The following is a 19,115-nucleotide window of genomic DNA, read 5'->3' on the forward strand; positions in this document are numbered from 1 at the left end:
CCTTTTAATTGTGTGACGTCGTCTCCAAGACTTGTACAGCGGCGCCAAGCGCCTGTACATCAGCAAGGAAGGAGACAGCAGATGGGTATCATTCTTGGGTTGATCATCGGTGGTCTGGCCGGCTGGATCGCAGGCAACATCATGCGCGGCGGCAGCTTCGGCATTCTTGGCAACATCGTCGTCGGTGTCGTCGGCGGCCTGCTGGGCAGCGTCATCTTCAAGCTGCTGGGACTGGCCTCCACCGGCATCATCGGCTCGCTGGTCGTCTCGGTCGTGGGGGCGGTGGTGTTGCTGTGGATCGTCTCGAAGGTCAAGTCCAAGGCCTGACGGCGCGGTGTCGAGCCCCGTCAGGCGCGAATCAGCAGGTGTAAGCAGCAAGTGCAGTCGTCAACAGCAAGTGAAGTCCCTCGCGGGTGTCTGGATGGATTCGATGTAGACACCCGCCGCAGCAACGCCTCTTGTCACCCGGTGCACCTGACTGCCCGGTGATCTGTCACGGCGCCGAGAGGTGCCTTGCTCGAGAAGTGCTTTGACAACAAGCACTTTCACGACAAGTACTTGGACAAGAAGTGTTTGGACAAGAAGTACGCCGGCAAGAGGCGGCAAGGCCGAATCATCCTTCAGCGCCACACTAGTGGCGCGTTGCGGATCTAGCGAAAACAGGAGCGTTTGAGCATGGCGAGCAATGAGCACGATTCAGCACCTTCTTCCCAGTCGAATGCCGACAGCGCGAAGTGCCCCTATCACGAGGGCCAGAATCGCTCGGCAGAGGGAGAGAACCCCTATACCCATCCCAACCGCAATGGGCCGCACGACACCAAGCCCAATGCCGGTGATGGCCATGCCAAGGACGAGGCGCTGGAGACCTATCGCGCCGACGCCGAAGGGCATGACCTGCGCACCAACCAGGGGTTGCGCATCGCGGACAACCACAACTCGCTGAAGGCGGGGGAACGCGGTCCGACCCTGATGGAAGATTTCATCTTCCGCGAGAAGATGAACCACTTCGACAATGAACGAATTCCTGAGCGTATCGTTCACGCGCGTGGCGCGGCCGCGCACGGGTATTTTCAGGCCTACGACAATGCCGCCAGGTATTCCAAGGCCGGCGTGTTCAGCGACCCGTCCAAGAAGACGCCGGTGTTCGTGCGCTTCTCGACCGTGCAGGGCTCGCGTGGCTCCAACGACACGGTACGTGACGTGCGTGGCTTCGCGACCAAGTTCTACACCGATGACGGCAACTGGGATCTGGTCGGCAATGACATCCCGGTGTTCTTCATCCAGGACGCGATGAAGTTTCCTGACTTCGTGCACGCCGTGAAGCCGGAGCCGCACAACGAGATTCCCCAGGGCCAGTCAGCCCACGATACCTTCTGGGACTTCGTGTCACTGATGCCGGAAACCACTCACACCGTGCTGTGGACCATGTCGGACCGCGCCTTCCCGCGCCATTACCGCAACATGGAAGGCTTCGGTGTGCATACCTTCCGTCTGATCGACCGTGAAGGCGTGTCGCGCTTCGTCAAGTTCCACTGGAAGCCGGTGGCCGGTACCTGCTCGCTGATCTGGGATGAAGCCCAGAAGCTGTGGGGACGTGACCCGGACTTCAACCGCCGCATGATGTGGGATGACATCAAGAGCGGCGCGCCGCTGGAGTGGGAGCTGGGCATCCAGGTGGTCGAGGAGAAGGACGAGCACAGCTTCGACTTCGATATCCTCGATCCGACCAAGCTGATCCCGGAATCGCTGGTGCCGGTGGTGCCGATCGGCAAGATGGTGCTGGACCGTAACCCGGACAACTACTTCGCCGAGACCGAGCAGGTCGCCTTCAATCCGGCCAACATCGTGCCGGGGATCGACTTCTCCAATGACCCGCTGCTGCAGGGGCGTCTGTTCTCCTACCTGGATACCCAGATGCTGCGTCTTGGTGGGCCGAACTTCCACGAGATTCCCATCAACCAGCCGGTGTGCCCGTTCCACAACAACCAGCGCGATGCCCAGCATCGTCAGACCATCAACACGGGGCAGGCGTCCTACGAGCCGAACTCCATCGATGGTGGCTGGCCGGCCGAGACACCGCCGTCCCAGGACGCCCATGGCGGTTTCGAGCCGTATCATGAGCGCATCGAGGCGCACAAGGTACGTGCGCGCAGCGCCTCCTTCGGGGATCACTATTCCCAGGCCACCCTGTTCTGGAACAGCCAGACTGACGTGGAGAAGGAGCACATCATCGCGGCCTACACCTTCGAGCTTTCCAAGGTCGAGCGTCCGTGGATCCGTGAGCGGGTGATCACCGAGATCCTGCCCAACATCGATCTGGAGCTGGCACGTCGCGTCGGTGAGAATCACGGCATCGAGACACCGACCAGCAAGCCCGCGCCGGACGGTGAACTGGGCACCAGCCAGGTCGACAGCGACCCGGCACTGAGCCTGATGGCGCGCCTGCCGGACTCCATCGCCACCCGCAAGGTCGCGATCCTGGCCGCCGATGGCGTCGCCATGGAAGATGTTCGCTCGATCAAGGAGCAGCTGGCCGCCGAGGGTGCCGAAGGGCTGTTGATCGCCCCGAGCATGGCGCCGATCAAGGCCGGAGACGGCACCATGCTGTCGCCGGATGCGATGCTCAATGGCTTGCCGTCCGTGACGGTGGATGCCGTCGTCGTCGCTGGCGGCGCGGGCAGCGTCGAGGCGCTGAGCGGCTCGGGCCTGGGACTCTATTATGTCCAGGAAGCCTACAAGCACCTGAAGCCTATCGTGGCGATCTGTGAAGGCAAGGAGCTGCTGGCCGCCGCTCGCGTGCCGGTCGAGGAGGGCGTCATCCTGGTGGATGATGTGCTCGCCGCCAGCCTGCCGCTGCGTGATGCCCTGATGGCTCACCGTGTGTGGTCGCGTGATGCGCGTGCCAATCAGATGCCGGCATGAGGTGCTGACGCCCCACAAGGTATGATGTAACTCACCAAGCCCCCTGACCTGCAAAGGTCAGGGGGCTTTTTCATGGTCATGATGCGGTCATTTCCGGACGTGAAGATGTGATGGCGGAGAAAGGTGAAAACAGGGTTGGTGACACCTCCTGGTTGAGAGCCGTCCTGCGGTTCTCGCCGCTGAGGGTGGCTGATAGGCTCAGTGATAGAGGCTGATTATCGAAGGCATGCTGGTAATTGATTATCGCTAGAAGCACCAGGTGCGTAAGGTAAGCAGGCATCAAGGGGCCACAAGCCAGCACATGCCGGGCAGGCATTGGCCCCGACCCGATTCGACAATGGGCTGCAGGCCTTCACATCAAGCAGCGCATGAAAATGTGACATCAGCAGCATCTGGCCTTGCCAGTCGAGTTTGATAGCGCTTTTTTCTACCTGACAGGAGAACGTCTACATGTCCCAGACTCCACGCTATACCACAGGTAACGGCGCCCCGGTGCCTCACGATGACATCAGCCAGACAGCGGGCCCGAATGGTTCACTGACCTTCGACAACTGGCGTCTGTTCGAGAAGCTGGCGCACTTCAACCGTGAGCGCATTCCGGAGCGTGTCGTCCACGCCCGTGGCGTCGCCGCCTACGGCACCTTCACCCTGACCCGTGACCTGTCTGACCTGACCATCGCCCGCTTCCTGCAGGGTGTCGGCAAACAGACCCCGTTGCTGGCGCGTTTCTCCACCGTGGCCGGTGGCCAGGACAGCGGCGACAACACTCGCGACGTGCGCGGCTTCTCCTTGAAGTTCTACACCGAGGATGGCAACTGGGACATGGTCGGCAACAACACGCCGGTGTTCTTCATCCGCGAGCCGTCCAAGTTCCCTGACTTCATCCATACCCAGAAGAAAGACCCGCGCACCAACATGGTCGACTGGCAGAACCGTTGGGAATTCTGGGCCAACCATCCGCAGGCGCTGCATCAGGTCACCATCCTGATGTCCGACCGCGGTATTCCGAAGTCGCTGACCACCATGAACGGCTACAGCTCGCACACGCTGAGCCTGTGGAATGACAAGGGCGAGCGTGTCTGGGTCAAGTGGCACTTCAAGACTGACCAGGGCCACGAGACACTGACCGACGACCAGGCGGCGCAGGTCGCACCGGACTTCCACCAGCACGACATGTTCACCCGCCTCGAGCGTGGCGAGCGTCCGAGCTGGACCGTCAATCTGCAGGTGATGACCGAAGCCCAGGCACGTGACTACCACATCAACCCGTTCGATCTGACCAAGGTATGGCCGCACGGTGACTTCCCGCTGATGGAAGTCGGCAAGATGGAGCTCAACCGCAACCCGGAGAACTACTTCGCGGAAGTCGAGCAGTCCGTCTTCTCGCCGTCCAACTTCGTGCCGGGTATCGGCGCCTCGCCGGACCGCGTGCTGCAGGCTCGTCTGTGGGCCTACGCCGATGCACACCGCTACCGTGTCGGTGCCAACGCCGAGCAGCTGCCGGTCAACCGTCCGGTCTGCCCGGTCAACCACTACCAGCGTGATGGCGTGATGGCGGGCATGTGCCCGGTCACCGGTCACGGTGGCGGCCCGCTGGGCGGCCAGGTCGGTCAGGGCGTGCCGGGAGAAACGAAGGAAGGTGGCCAGTACTCACGCACCAACTTCTACCCCAACGAGCGTGCCGATCAGGGCGCCCCGGTGCCGGACGCTACCGTCGCCGAGCCGGCGATGCCGCTGGAGCAGAACGCCTGGATGGGCTATCACGACAACAGCGATGAGGATAACTACAGCCAGGCCGGCAACCTCTATCGTCTGTTCGATGAAGGCCAGAAGACGCGCATCACCGACGTCATCGCCGGCACCATGGTAGGCGTCAGCCACGTGGTCCAGGACAAGATGATCGCGCACTTCCGTCAGGCGGATGCCGATTATGGTGATCGTATCGCCACCAAACTGGCCAAGCTCGATCCGCGCTGAGTCAGTCATGTTGCACCCTTCGTCAGGTCAGTAGTGACCCTTTGAGCTGACGAAAACATCAAGGCCCCCGCCGGGTAACCGGCGGGGGCCTTGTCGTATGCGGCTGTCAGGGTGCTATCCGACAGTCACAGCGCTGTGCGAAAGACACGCAAGCACGGGCACCTCAGTCGTTGTCGCGCATGGCCTCATCAAAGTCGGCTTTCTCGCACACGCCCAGCGCCCACAGCAGGAAGGCGTCCTGGCGCGCATTGTCACGCCACGCCTTGAAGCGACCCGAGGCACCGCCGTGTCCGGAGCTCATGTCGGTGCGCAACAGGACCGGATGCGGCGTGCAGTCCATCTGGCGCAGACGCGCATACAGCTTGGCCGGCTCCCAGTAGGGCACGCGGGTGTCATGCCAGCTGCCCTGCAGGAACAGCGGCGGATAGGGCGCGGCACTCAGGTTGTCCAGCGGCGAATAGGCGCGGATGCGACGCCGCGCCTCGTTTTCGTGCGGGTTGCCCCACTCGGTGTATTCCGCGGTGGTCAGCGGCAGCTCCGGGTTTTCCATGGTGCGCAGCACATCGACGAAGGGCACATCGAGCACCGCGGCGCAGAAGGCCTCGGGACGCTTGTTGAGGCTGGCGCCGACCAGCAGGCCACCGGCGCTGGCACCGTAGGCGGCGATGCGGTCCGCGGCCCCGACGCCTTGCTCGACCAGCGCATCACGCGCGGCGAGGAAGTCGTTGAAGCTGTTTTCCTTGTGCTCCAGCTTGCCGGCCAGATACCAGGGCTCGCCACGGTCTCCGCCGCCACGCACGTGGGCGACCGCGAAGGCGACGCCGCGCGTCAGCAGTTCCAGGCGGGCGATCGAGAACCAGGGGTCCAGCGTCTCGCCGTAGGCGCCATAGCCGTAGAGCAATACCGGCAGCGGGGCGTGGGGGCGGCCTGCGTCATTACACAGATCGCGCCGCATGACCACCGAGACCGGCACCTGCTCACCATCGTCGGAGGTCGCCCACAGGCGGCGGCTGATCAGCTGCTCAGGCGCGAGATCGCCATGCACGGTCTGACGCTTGAGCAGGCGGCGCTCACCCGTGTCGAGGTCCAGCTCGATCCAGCTCGGCGGCGTGGTGAAGCTCTCCTCGCGGATGCGCAGGCGGCGAGCATCGAAATGCGGGCAGTCGCCCAGCCCCTGGCTCAGCGGTTGCTCCGGCATCGCCAGGCGCTCGTCGCGGCAGATCGTTTGTGTCGGCGCCGTACCCTCGAATTCGATCACGCGCAGCCAGGCCTGGGCCTGACGGTGATCGCGTTCATCGACCATCAGCCCCCAGCTGAAGGCCTCGACGCCTTCCAGCGTCACCTCATCGCGGGTGGCGATCAGCGGCTGCCAGTCGCCGGGCGCATGCTCGGAGGCGATATCGAGCTGGAAGTGCGGCGCTTGCCTGTTGTGCAGCACATAGAAGTGGCCGGGGCGGTGATCGACACCGTACTCGACGCCGGTCTCGCGGGCGCGCACCAGGCGCATCTCACCCAGCGGAGTATCGGCCTTGAGCAACCAGGTCTCGCTGGTGTCCTTGGAGGCGGTCTCCAGAATCAGCCAGGCGCGTGAGCGGGTCTTGCCCATGCCGACCCAGAATTCGCTGTCTTCCTCGCGATAGAGCAGCGTCTCGGCGCGGCTCGCGACATTCAGACACCAGATCTCGAAGGGGCGCTGGGTGCTGTCATAGCGCGTGAACAGCAGGTGCTGGCCGTCCTCGGCCCACACCAGGTCCGGCCCGATATCCTCCAGCAGACACTCGTCATCGTGGCCGGCGTTGCGTGAGTCGCCATTCGTCGCGTTCAGTGTTGCAAGACGCAGGCTGAACACCTCGTCGCCGCTGGTGTCCAGAGTCCATGCCAGTTGCTGTTCATCCGGGGAGATGGCCATATCGCCCAGCTCGACGAAATCGTGATGGCGCGACAGGCTCTGCAGGTCCAGCAGGCATTCGTGCTGGCGGGTATCGGCGGGGTCGGCGCCGATCGCATGGCGCCACCAGACCGGATAGTCGGCGTCGGCGGCGGTCTCGCTCCAATAGACGTAGTGATCCAGTGCCTCGGCCAGGCTTGAGACGGCCAGTTCACGGCGCGCAAGATGGCCGTGATAGAGGGCGTCGCTCAGTGGTGCGAGCGGGGCGAACCAGCGATCACTCTCGGCGTTGGCCGCCGTCAGAAAGGTGGTGACCTCTGGCGTGTCGCGTTCTTCAAGCCAGTGCCATTCGGGGTCATCGGCACGATAATGGCGCTGGACGGGGCTATCGGGCATGGCTACCTCTTGAAAGTGGGGTGCTCGAGTGTGTCGGGCGGGCATGGAGTGTAACATTGAGCCTGTCCCACAGCGTGCGCAAGCCCTTGCCTCATGGGAGGCATCGCCGCCGTGAGAGATGAATGCGCAGCCTCTGGTGCCACGCAACGTGTGGCCCCGATGATGGGATGACTCGATGGCTGAACTGAGGGGCCGGCTGCTTCTGCACAGGAGAGGCACCCCTCAGAATGTCAGTCTCGACAGGATGTTATGACAGGAGTGAAGGGCATGATGATTTCCGATTCGCTGCCGCAGATGTGGCTGATCTATTTTGGCCTGGCGGCGGTAGTGCTGTTTACCGGCTATATGGCGGTGCGAATACTGCCGCGTTTCCTGCGCTGGATCCTGGTCGGCGGTATCGCCGGCATGATCGCCGTGCCGACCAGTTTTCACGTCACGGCCAGCGTCGCGGAAGATGCCTACACCGGCCTTGCACCGGCCATCGTGGCCTTTGCCGTCAGCGTGGTACAGAAGGATGGTGGTGGCATGGCCTCGGCCTTCGGCATGCTGGTACTGGGCATCGGGGCCGGCGTGGTGCTGGGCCTGGTGATCTGGTGGCTGGGTCGCGGGCGTGAACAGCGTCGCCGCGCCGCCCAGCAGCGCCGCGAGCCTCATGCCCACGAGCAGGAGGATGAGGAAGTGCGCGAGGGCCACGCCGCTGGCGCCAGCTTGCGTAGCGAGAAACGTGGCACCCCGGCTCGTGCGTCGGCGCGTACCCGCGCAGGCCGTGACCGTCAGGAACCGTCGCTCTGATCGAGCGTCGTTCGATCAGCGCCAGCCGTGCATTGTCCGAGCGTGGACTAAGGATCTGTCATGCCCCGTGATGTAGCTGTCACTTCGTCTCTTGAGCCAGTCCGTTCACCAGGGCTTGCGTCCGGCTCTTCATCCGGCCCTCTAGCGAAGGGCGCGGGGGCGCGCTGGCTGGCGGCCCTGATGCTGGCGGGCATCAGCCTCGCGTCGCCCTCGGTCTTCGCCGAGCAGGCATCGCCAGCGGCCAACGCCTCGACCAGCGAGTCGGTCAGTGAGTCGGTGAGTGAGCCGGTAGATGAGTCGGCCAGCGAACAGGCTGAGCAGATGCCGTTCGTGGCTCGGGATGTCGCGAGTGACGTGAATGCAAGCAGTGGCTCGGCGCGCGACATTGCGCCTGACCTGCGCATGGCGATCGATGTCTCCGGCAGCATGAAGCACAACGACCCGACCAACCTGCGCGCCAGTGCGCTGGACCTGCTGGTCACCTTGCTGCCGGAGCGCTCGCGAGCGGGGCTGTGGGGCTTCGGTGAGCAGGTGCAGCCCTTGCTGGCGCTGGGCGCGGTCGATGCGGGCTGGAAACAGGCGGCCCGCGGGCTGGAAGGGCGGCTGGACGATTACGAGCAGTACACCGACCTCGAGGCGGGCCTGCGAGCCGCCGCCGAAGGCGCCGATGCGAGCATCGATGGCCAGGGACCGCGTCAGGTCATCCTGCTCTCCGATGGCATGGTCGACCTGCGTGAGCCAAGCAGCGAGAAGGCCGCCTCGGACAGCGCCTCGCGTCAGCGCATCACCGATGAGCTGACGCCACAGCTGGCGGCGCACAACATCACGGTGCATACCGTCGCGCTGTCGCGCAACGCCGATATCGATCTGCTGCAGCAGGTCGCCGATGGCACCGGCGGGCTGGCGACGGTCGCCGAGACCCCGGAAGACCTGCTGCGTGCCTTCCTTGGGGCGCTCGACCGTATCGTGCCCGGCGAGCTGGTGCCGCTCGAGGACAAGCGCTTCACCATCGATGGCAGCGTCGAGGAATTCACGGCTCTGGTCTTCCATGGTCCCGATGACAGCGCGCCGGTATTGATCGCACCCGATGGTCAGCGCTATTCGCTGGCCGACAAGGCGTCGTTGCCCGAGGGCGTGCGCTGGGAACATCAGCCGCGCTATGACCTGATCACCGTGACCGACCCCGAGGCCGGGCAGTGGCGTATCGAAGGGCAGGTAGGCGTCGACAGTCGCATCACCGTGGTATCAGACCTGGCGCTGGTGTCGCGCCCGCTGCCCGCCACGCTGTATCGCGGCTTTGGCTATTCCCTCTCAGCCTCGCTGGTCGACGGCGCACGTGATGTCGACGAGCAGGATTTCCTGGCGACGCTGGACGGCAATGCGCGTCTGGTGCCGGAAGACGAGGGTGGCATGTCAGCAGAAACGGCAGCCGTGACCAGCGCCCAGCAGCGCGGCCTTGAGCGTGACGGTGCGCAGTTCAGCGTCAACATGCCGCCGCCGCAGCAACCGGGTGGCGCTCGCCTGACGCTGACCATCGAGGGCCAGCGCGATGGCGCGCCCTTTGCACGTCAGTTGAGCCAGCGCACCAGTGTGGTCGACCCGCTGCTGGTCGAGCCGATCGGTGGCAATGCGCAGAATGCGACGCCGCCGAGCGCGCTGGAGGTCAGCGCGCGCCATCCGCTGCTCAACACCGCCAATACCCAGCTGGACGCGACGCTGCAGGGCGAGCCGTTGAGCGTGGCGGAAGCGGGCGAGAGTCGCTGGCGTATCGAACTGCCGCCGCTGGAGCGTGATGTCAGTGCCGATGTGCAGATCAGCGCGCGCATCGCGCTGGGCGGGAGCTCGCGGGTGATCGACCTGGCGCCCTATACCCTCAACGAGAATGCGGCGCGGCGTGCCGCCAATCTGGACCGCTCGCCCATCGAGGGCGAGTCCTTCGGTGAGATTCAGGGCCTGGATCAGGCGGTAGAGGAGAAGGAAGACCTCAATGATCTGCTGATGAAGGGCCGCCTGCCCATCGACAAGGTGCCTGCGTTGATCAGTCAGTGGTTCGAAGGAGCTTCGGACTTTGCCCAGCGTGAGGCAGAATCACCGCAAAGCCGCATGATCGCTTACGCCGTGGCCGGTGTGATCGGCCTGCTGGTAGTGATCATGCTGGTGCGTCGCATGACGCGCAAGCCGACTCAGCGGGAGGAACCCCATGTGTGAACTGCTCGGCATGAGTGCCAATGTGCCGACCGATATCTGCTTCAGCTTCGCCGGTTTTCTGCAGCGAGGCGGGGGTACTGGTCCGCACCGCGATGGTTGGGGAATCGCCTTCTATGAAGAGGGCGGTTATCGCGAATTCCGTGACCCGCATCCGTCGGTGGATTCACCCATCGCGCGCATGATTCTCGACTATCCGATCAAGTCGCAGATGGTCATCAGCCATATCCGTCAGGCCAATGTCGGCCAGGTGACACTGGCCAATACCCACCCGTTCACGCGCGAGCTGTGGGGCCGTCAGTGGTGCTATGCCCACAACGGTCAGCTGGCGGACTGGCAGGCACTGCCCCTGCCGTACTATCGCCCGGTGGGCAGTACGGACAGCGAGCACGCCGCCTGCTTCCTGCTCGGCGAGATCCGGCGTGCCTTCCCGAATCCGCCGGCGCGGTGCGAAGACCTGTGGCGGCATCTGCACGCCCAGTGCGAGCGTCTGCGCGGGCTTGGCGTCTTCAATCTGCTGCTCTCCGACGGCGTGCATCTCTACGCCTACTGCTCCACCAAGCTGGCGCACATCACGCGCCGCGCGCCCTTCGGGCAGGCGAGCCTCACCGACTTCGAGATGAGCGTCGACTTCCAGCAGCACACCACCGATGCCGATGTGGTCTCGGTGATCGCCACCGATCCGCTGACCGACAACGAGCAATGGCAGCGCCTGCTGCCGGGGCAGCTGGTGGTGTTCCGCGAAGGCGAACTAGTCGCCAGTCTTGGTGGCGAGTTGCCGCTGAGCCAGGAAGAGTCAGGGCAGGAGCAGGCCGAGAGCGGGGCGGTCGATCGCACCGCGACCGCGCGCCGCAAGCCGGATTGGCTGGCTTCTGACTTGAGCTGCTGACGTTTGGCTGAGTCGCTGACGTTTGGCTGAGTCGCTGACGTTTGGCTGAGTCGCTGACGCTGAGCGACGCAGAAAGAGCGTGAATGCCAGACACACGAAGGGCCGCAATCGCGGCCCTTCGTGTGTCTGGCTTTTGCCTGGTCAATGCGTGAGGCTCAGCCTTCGACGTCGTCGAACATGCCGGCGAACATCGGCGAGGACAGGTAGCGCTCGCCGCTGTCCGGCAGGATGACGACGATGGACTTGTCGGCGTAGGCCGGGTCTTCCGCCAGACGCAGCGCCGCGGTCATCGCCGCCCCGCAGGAGATGCCGCACATGATGCCTTCTTCCTGCATGATGCGACGCGCCATGGCCATGGCGTCTTCACTGGCGACGGGCTCGACGCGGTCGATCAGCGCCAGGTCCAGGTTGTCGGGAATGAAGTTGGCACCGATACCCTGGATCTTGTGCGGGGCCGGCGTGATCGACTCGCCCTGCATGCGCTGGGTGATGATGGCGGATTCCGCCGGCTCCACCGCCACGGCTTCGAGTGACTGGCCGCGCACCGTCTTGAAGTAGCGAGCGATGCCGCTGATGGTGCCGCCGGTACCGACGCCCGCCACCAGCACGTCCATCTCGCCATCCAGCGCGTCCCACAGCTCCGGGCCGGTGGTTTCTTCGTGGATGCGCGGGTTGGCCGGGTTGGAGAACTGCTGCGGCAGGAAGTAGCGTTCCGGCTCGGCCTTCTGCAGCTCGCAGGCCTTGTCGATGGCGCCCTGCATGCCCTTGGCCGGGTCGGTCAGCACCAGGTTGGCGCCGAGGGATTTCAGCACCTTGCGGCGCTCCATGCTCATGGAGGAGGGCATGGTCAGAGTGACGGGGTAGCCACGCGCCGCACCGACGAAGGCCAGGGCGATGCCGGTGTTGCCGGAGGTCGGCTCGATGATCTCCATGCCCGGCTTGAGCACGCCGCGTTCTTCGGCGTCCCACACCATGCTGGCACCGATACGGCACTTGACCGAGAACGCCGGGTTGCGGGCTTCCACCTTGGCGTACAGGCGTGGGTGGCTGCTGAGGCGGTTGATCTTGACCAGCGGCGTATTGCCGATGGCTTGCGAGTTGTCCTGATAGATCTTGGCCATGCGAGGTCCTCTGGATATCTGGCGGCTAGACAGCGAGCATGCCCGCTGCTTGAGTGAAGTGATGGCGCTCAGCAGCGGCTGTCGCGACTGTATGAGCATAAGGTTAAGGGCTAGCCGAGCGCGACTCAAAGGCCTGAAGCGCATAACGACATGGCAAGGTTGGCAGTCGTGGCTAGTCTCTGACCAAGGTCGTACAAGAGTAGTGATCTGATTCAACGAGACTTTTTCGGATGTGAACGATGGTTTCAATCGGTCGTTTTACATCATTGGCGTGACTGGTTAAGGTGAAGCGCGGCGGCCCTGGAGGTTCTTGCCGGGGTGTCGTCGGTGTATTGCCGGCACCTGCGCGCGCGTTGTCGCGCCGTCCTTTTCCCCATCACGCCGTCATTCATGTCATTGTTCACATGTGGGCGTGACGCCCTGATAACAACAAGTGCTGAATTCTCGCCTGTGGCTGCCAGTGAAAGACTCCGCGCCCGGCCACGATCCAGCAGACGAATGCAGTCATGGAGCCCAAGCCATGCATGATGCCAATCCTGCCAACGCCTCGGCAGACCCGGAAGCCGACAAGGCGTCTGATCACGCTGGCCCCGTGACCGGGGACGCCAACCTGATCGTCAGTGGTGAGCCGTTGTCCGGTCTCGAGGATTACCCCTCGATTCTCGAGGTCTTCGAGGCCAGCTGCGCCAACTATGCCGAGCGTCCGGCCTTCAGCTGCATGGACAAGACGCTCAGCTACGCCGATGTGGACCGCCTGTCGCGCAATTTCGCCGCCTGGCTGGAACACGAGACCGGCCTTGAGCCCGGTGACCGCATCGCCATCCAGCTGCCGAACCTGCTGCAGTTCCCGGTGGCGGTATTCGGCGCGCTGCGCGCCGGTCTGGTGGTGGTCAACACCAACCCGCTCTACACCGAGCGCGAGATGCAGCACCAGTTCCATGACTCCGGCGCCCGCGCCATCGTGATTCTGGCCAACATGGCGGACAAGCTCGAGAAGGTGCTCAAGCGTACCGACATCGAGGAGGTCATCATCACCGAGATCGGTGACCTGCATGATTTCCCCAAGCGTCCGCTGATCAATCTGGCGGTGCGCTACGTCAAGAAGATGGTGCCGAAGTACCACCTGCCCGAGGCACACGGCCTGCGTGACGTGCTCAAGCGCGGGGCGGGGCTCTCGCACACACGTGTCATGCGCCAGCCCGAGGACATCGCCGCGCTGCAGTACACCGGCGGCACCACCGGGGTTGCCAAGGGCACCATGCTGACCCACCGCAATCTGGTCGCCAACATGCTGCAGGCGCGCGGCGTGATCAGTGATGTGCTCAATGAAGGCCAGGAGGTGCTGATCGCGCCGCTGCCGGTCTATCACATCTATACCTTCACGGTGAATTGCCTCTACAGCATGGAGAGCGGTAACCACAGCGTGCTGATCACCAATCCGCGCGATATCGATGGCTTCATCAAGACACTGGCCAGGACACCGTTCACCGCCTTCGTCGGCCTCAACACGCTGTTCTCGGCGCTGTGTCAGCGTGATGACTTCAGGGCGCTGGACTTCTCGAGTCTCAAGCTGACCATCTCCGGCGGCATGGCGCTGACGCGCAGCGCGGCCGAACGCTGGGAAGCCGTCACCGGCTGCCCGATCGCCGAGGGCTACGGCATGACCGAGACCTCGCCCATCGTCAGCTTCAATCCGCCGCGCGAGCTGCAGCTGGGCACCATCGGCAAGCCGGTGCCGGGCACCGAGCTCAAGGTGGTGGACGCCGATGGTGTGACGCTGGGGCGCGATGCGCCGGGCGAGCTGTGCGTGCGCGGCCCCCAGGTGATGAAGGGCTACTGGCAGCGTGACGATGCCACGCGTGAGGCGATGGATGACGAGGGCTTCATCCGCACCGGCGATATCGCGGTCATCCAGCAAGATGACTTCGTGCGCATCGTCGATCGCAAGAAGGACATGATCATCGTCTCCGGCTTCAATGTGTTCCCCAACGAGATCGAGGACGTGGTCAGCGGCCATCCGGATATCGTCGAGGCGGCGGCCGTGGGCGTGCCGGACGAGCAGAGCGGCGAGGCGATCAAGCTGTTCGTGGTCTCCAGCAACCCGGATCTGGATCGCGACAGCCTGCGCAGCTGGTGCAAGGAGCAGCTGACCGGCTACAAGGTGCCGCGCTTCGTCGAATTCCGCGATGAACTGCCCAAGACCAACGTCGGCAAGGTGCTGCGCCGTGAGCTGCGCGACAGCGAAGAAAGCGGTGGCAATACGCCGCTACGCGAGCACTGAGGACAGTACTGAGGGCAGCGCTGAGCCGGTGGCATGGCAGGGAACAAGCGCCGCCAAGGTTGGGCGCGGCTACGCGCAGGGCTACAATGGACGGCCCGTCACTTGTTGACGGGCCGTTTTGTCATTCAGGCGTCATGGCTTGCTGCCCCGTGCAGGCGAGCGTGAGGCTGAATTCCCGAGAGTATCCGGCTGCGCGCGTGGCGTGTGGTCGCTGGTTGAGAAGAGGCAGTCCTTGAGCGACACCGCTACCGCACCGTCCGAACATGCGCGTCTTGAAGCCCTCGCGGCTCGCCTTGAACGCGCCCTGAGCCGTGATCAGCGCGAGCTTGGCAAGCGCCTGGCTGGCCTGCGGCGGCGTCTCAAGGAAGGCAAACCGGTCGATCGTGCCATCAACGACATCGAGAGCCGCCTGGAGGCGAGCATCGCCCAGCGCGCCGCGCGCGAGACGGCACTGGCACGCTGGCAGACACCCGCCGCGCTCAACTATCCGCCGGAACTGCCGGTGGTGGAGCGTCGCGAAGACATCCTCGCCGCGCTTGCCGAGCATCAGATCGTGGTGGTCGCCGGTGAGACCGGCTCGGGCAAGACTACCCAGTTGCCCAAGCTGTGTCTGGAGATGGGGCTGGGGCGCAATGGCCTGATCGGTCACACCCAGCCACGCCGTCTGGCGGCGCGCTCGGTGGCGGCGCGTCTGGCCGAGGAGCTCGAGACGACACTCGGCGAGACGGTCGGGTATCAGGTGCGCTTCAACGACACCACCGGCCCGTCGACGCTGATCAAGCTGATGACCGACGGTATCCTCCTGGCGGAAACCCAGCATGACCCGGACCTGAGCCGCTATGAGGCGATCATCATCGATGAGGCCCACGAGCGCAGTCTGAATATCGACTTCCTGCTCGGTTACCTCAAGCGTCTCACCGCGCGCCGCCCGGACCTCAAGATCATCATCACCTCGGCGACCATCGATGTGGAGCGCTTCAGTCAGCACTTCGCGGCCCAGGATGGCACGCCGGCGCCCATCGTCTCGGTCAGCGGGCGCAACTTCCCGGTCGAGACCCAGTACCTGCCGCTGGTGCGCGATGCCGAGGATGAGGAAGACCTCAGCCTGCAGGAGGGTATCCTGCGCGCGGTGGAAGAGCTGTCGGTGATCGAGCGCGAGAAGGGCTGGATGCGGGGCCCGCGTGACGTGCTGATCTTCCTGCCCGGCGAGCGCGAGATCCGCGCCACCGCGGACACCCTGCGTCGCGCCCAGCTGCGTGATACCGAGGTGCTGCCGCTGTACGCGCGCCTCTCCAACGAAGAGCAGAACCGCGTCTTCCAGCCGCATCGTGGTCGCCGCATCGTGCTGGCCACCAATGTCGCCGAGACCTCGCTGACCGTGCCGGGTATCCGCTACGTGATCGACCCGGGTCTGGTGCGCATCAGCCGCTACAGCTATCGCTCCAAGATCCAGCGTCTGCCGGTGGAACCGATCAGCCAGGCCAGCGCCAACCAGCGCAAGGGCCGCTGCGGGCGTATCGCCGAAGGCCTGTGTATCCGCCTATACAGCGAGGAGGACTTCCTCGCGCGCCCGGAATATACCGAGCCGGAAATCCAGCGCACCAACCTGGCCTCGGTGATCCTGTCGATGCTGTCGCTCAAGCTCGGCGATATCGAGAAGTTTCCCTTCGTCGATGCGCCGGATTCGCGCTTCGTCACCGATGGCTTCCGCCTGCTGCGCGAACTGGGCGCGGTGGATGAACACAACCGCCTGAGCCGTGATGGCCGCACCCTGGCGCGTCTGCCCATCGACCCGCGTCTGGCGCGCATGGTGCTTGAGGGCGCCTCGCGCGGCTGCCTGCGTGAAGTGCTGATCATCGTCAGCGCGCTGTCGATCCAGGACCCGCGCGAGCGCCCTGCCGACAAGCGCCAGCAGGCCGATCAGATCCACCATGAGTGGGATGATGACAATTCCGACTTCGTCAGCTGGCTGAATCTGTGGGAAGGCTTCGAACTGGCGCGTGATGCCTTGGGTGCCAACCCGCTGCGCCGCTGGTGCAAGGCGCGCTTCCTCAACTATCTGCGCCTGCGCGAGTGGCATGACACCTTCCGTCAGCTCAAGCAGCTGACGCGCGACCTGGGGCTGGAGATGACCAGCGCCCAGCATGAGCGCGACGCCGAGGCGCAGGCCGAGGTCACCGCGCGGGTGCTGGCCTCACCGGGGCAGGGCCGCCGCCCGTCGGTGGCCATCGATCACGAGTCACTGCATCGCGCGCTGTTGACCGGGCTGCTCTCCAATCTTGGCCTCAAGCAGGCAAATCGCGAGTATCTCGGCGCGCGCAACCGACGCTTCTTCGTCCACCCGGGTTCCGGTGTGGCCAAGAAGTCGCCCAAATGGGTAATGGCGGCCGAGATGGTCGAGACCACCAAGCTCTACGCGCGTCAGGTCGCGGCGATCAAGCCCGAGTGGGTCGAGCCGCTGGCCGAGCATCTGGTCAAGCGCAGCTACAGCGAGCCGCACTGGGAGATGAAGCGTGCCCAGGTGGTCGCCAGTGAGCAGGTGACCCTGTTCGGGCTGCCCATCGTCACCGCGCGCAAGGTGCATTACGGCCCGCTGGCGCCGGAAGAGTCTCGCGAGCTGTTCATTCGCCGTGCGCTGGTCGAGGGCGAATTCCAGACCCGTGCGCCGTTCTTCGCCCACAATCGCGGCCTGATGGATGAGGTCGGTGAGCTTGAGGACCGTGCGCGCAAGCGTGACATCCTCGTCGACGAAGAGACGCTGTTCGCCTTCTATGCCGAGCGGATTCCGGAAGGCATCTACAACGGGCGCAGCTTCGACAAGTGGCGCAAGGAGGCCGAGCGCGACAACCCCGATGTCCTGCATCTGAATCTCGACGACCTGATGGCGCGCGACGCCGAGGAAGTCACCGTCGCGCGCTACCCCGAACAGCTGCACCACAACAGCGTCGCCTACCCGCTGAGCTATCACTTCGCGCCCGGTGCGGTGGATGACGGCGTGACGATGATCGTGCCGGCGGCGATGCTCTCGCAGCTGCCGCGCTATCGCATCGAATGGCTGGTACCGGGGCTGTTGCGCGACAAGGCCATCGCGTTGATGAAGTCGCTGCCCAAGCAGTACCGCAAGCAGGTGGTGCCGATTCCCAACTGGGTCGATGCCGCACTTGAGGCGCTGACCCCGGACGACGTGCCGCTGACCGATGCGCTGGCCGAGTTCATGCGCGTCAAGACTGGCCTGCGCCTGCCGCAGGATGCCTGGGCGCCCGAAACGCTGGAACCGCACCTGAAGATGAACCTGCGCATCGTCGATCAGGACGGCAAGGTGCTGGGCGAAGGGCGTGATCTCGAGGCGCTGGAAGCACGCTTCAAGGACTCGGCCGCGGCCGCCGCGCGGGCGATGGCCAGTCGCAGCCGTGAAGCCGACAGCGAAGTGCTGGAGGATCTGCCGGAGACGCCGATCGCCACCTCGCACAGCACCACCCAGGCGGGCATCCGCGTCGAGGCCTATCCGGCGCTGGTGGTGAAGGCGGCAGCGCCTGCCGACAGCGGCATGAGCGCCAAGCAGCGCAAGCTGGCGCGCAAGACCGGCAAGAACAGCGCGCCGTCCAGCCATGCGCCTGCCAGCGCGACGGCTCAGGTCGAGCAGAATCTGAGCGTGGAGCTGTTCGATCATCCGGCCAAGGCCGCCGCCGCGCACCGTGATGGCATCACGCGTCTGGCGATGGCACGCCTGCCGGACCAGGTGCGCTATCTGGACCGTGACCTCAAGGCGCTGGAGCGCTGTGCGTTGCTGTTCGCCAAGGTCGGCACGCGTCGCCAGCTGGCGGATGACTTCATCTACAGCGTCTTCGAGCAGGTGATGGCCGTCGAGCCGCTGCCGCGTTCGCGCAGCGAATTGCAGGCGCGTCTCGATGACAAGCGGGCCGATCTGGTGCCGCACGCCGAGGCGCTGCTCAAGCCGCTGGAAGCCGCGCTCAAGCAGCATCTGGAGCTATCCAAGCGCCTCAAGGGCAAGATCGACTTCTCGATGGCGCTGGTGGTGGCTGACCTCAAGGCCCAGCAGGCGCGCCTGATCACGCCGGGCTTCATTCAGGCCTCCGGTGAATGGCTGCATCAGCTGCCGCGCTATGTGGAGGCGATGCTGATCCGTCTCGACAAGGCGCCGCGTGAGCGCATGCGCGACCAGCGTGACATGGAGGAGGTCAAGGGCTTCGAATCCCGCCTTGATGCCCGCCTGAGCAAGGCGCGCGAGCAGGGGCTGCCGGATGCGGAGCTGGAAGAGTTCGGCTGGTGGCTGCAGGAACTGCGCGTCTCGCTGTTTGCCCAGCAGCTCGGCACCCTGGAGACCGTCTCCGCCAAGCGCCTCGAGAAGCGCTGGCAGGAGCTGATGGCACGCCGCTGATGTCCTGAGGCTGGGCTCTGTCCTGGCTGAAGCTCTGCCTTGGCTGGGGCCATTCCAGGGCGCTGTGCGTGGCATCAGGGGCTTGCGTGACCGGTACGTGGAGGCGTGCCGCGGCGGGATGGCCCAAGCTGCAGACAGGAATTGCTGTTTAAGCATTCACTGTGCTCGCCCGACAAATGCTGACTCGGGCGTCTGGAATCGCCGAGACAGCGTACACTGAACATGGGGCATGACGACGCGGCGCC

10 protein-coding genes are annotated in these 19,115 nt (G+C 64.5%); 8 read left to right on the forward strand and 2 right to left on the reverse strand.

Annotated features, from left to right (window positions below; translation table 11 throughout):
* Positions 1-81: 81 nt before the first annotated feature.
* The 3 genes from MSG32_RS13050 (at position 82) to MSG32_RS13060 (ending at position 4,899) form a co-directional block, all read left to right on the forward strand.
* Positions 82-327, forward strand: a complete 246-nt coding sequence (locus tag MSG32_RS13050; RefSeq protein WP_043333988.1) for a GlsB/YeaQ/YmgE family stress response membrane protein — start codon at positions 82-84, stop codon at positions 325-327.
* Positions 328-675: 348 nt separating this feature from the next.
* Positions 676-2,922, forward strand: a complete 2,247-nt coding sequence (katE, locus tag MSG32_RS13055; protein ID WP_225347539.1) for a catalase HPII — start codon at positions 676-678, stop codon at positions 2,920-2,922.
* Between the two features lie 450 nt (positions 2,923-3,372).
* Positions 3,373-4,899: a catalase gene (locus MSG32_RS13060; protein ID WP_153635106.1), complete on the forward strand. Its 1,527-nt coding sequence runs from the start codon at positions 3,373-3,375 to the stop codon at positions 4,897-4,899.
* Positions 4,900-5,062: 163 nt separating this feature from the next.
* Here the strand turns inward: MSG32_RS13060 and MSG32_RS13065 are convergent, their stop codons facing one another.
* Positions 5,063-7,183: a prolyl oligopeptidase family serine peptidase gene (locus MSG32_RS13065; RefSeq protein ID WP_248380116.1), complete on the reverse strand. Its 2,121-nt coding sequence runs from the start codon at positions 7,181-7,183 to the stop codon at positions 5,063-5,065.
* 267 nt (positions 7,184-7,450) lie between these two features.
* On the opposite strand from MSG32_RS13065, the gene MSG32_RS13070 reads away from it, so the two are divergent.
* Genes MSG32_RS13070 through MSG32_RS13080 form a run of 3 tightly spaced genes read left to right on the forward strand, consistent with a single transcriptional unit; the run spans position 7,451 to position 11,069 of the window.
* Positions 7,451-7,975 carry a hypothetical protein gene (locus tag MSG32_RS13070; RefSeq protein WP_153635108.1) on the forward strand — a complete coding sequence of 175 codons (525 nt, stop codon included), beginning with the start codon at positions 7,451-7,453 and terminating at the stop codon, positions 7,973-7,975.
* Between the two features lie 60 nt (positions 7,976-8,035).
* On the forward strand, positions 8,036-10,183 hold the full coding sequence (locus MSG32_RS13075; RefSeq protein WP_248380118.1) for a vWA domain-containing protein: 2,148 nt from the start codon (positions 8,036-8,038) through the stop codon (positions 10,181-10,183).
* Positions 10,176-11,069: a class II glutamine amidotransferase gene (locus tag MSG32_RS13080; protein WP_107335499.1), complete on the forward strand. Its 894-nt coding sequence runs from the start codon at positions 10,176-10,178 to the stop codon at positions 11,067-11,069. The genes MSG32_RS13075 and MSG32_RS13080 overlap by 8 nt, the downstream gene beginning before the upstream one ends.
* A 155-nt stretch (positions 11,070-11,224) precedes the next feature.
* On the opposite strand, the gene cysK is transcribed toward MSG32_RS13080, so the two are convergent.
* Entirely contained in the window at positions 11,225-12,190 is a 966-nt protein-coding gene (gene cysK / locus MSG32_RS13085) for a cysteine synthase A (protein ID WP_043333985.1), read from the reverse strand.
* A gap of 520 nt (positions 12,191-12,710) precedes the next feature.
* Here cysK and MSG32_RS13090 point away from each other — a divergent pair.
* The gene (locus MSG32_RS13090; protein WP_248380120.1) at positions 12,711-14,471 is read left to right on the forward strand and encodes an AMP-binding protein; all 1,761 of its coding nucleotides are present in this window, start codon (positions 12,711-12,713) and stop codon (positions 14,469-14,471) included.
* Between the two features lie 232 nt (positions 14,472-14,703).
* The gene (hrpA, locus tag MSG32_RS13095; RefSeq protein ID WP_248380122.1) at positions 14,704-18,870 is read left to right on the forward strand and encodes an ATP-dependent RNA helicase HrpA; all 4,167 of its coding nucleotides are present in this window, start codon (positions 14,704-14,706) and stop codon (positions 18,868-18,870) included.
* Positions 18,871-19,115: the final 245 nt, after the last annotated feature.

This window comes from Cobetia sp. 1CM21F, assembly GCF_023161745.1.
Taxonomy (GTDB): Bacteria; Pseudomonadota; Gammaproteobacteria; order Pseudomonadales; family Halomonadaceae; genus Cobetia; species Cobetia amphilecti.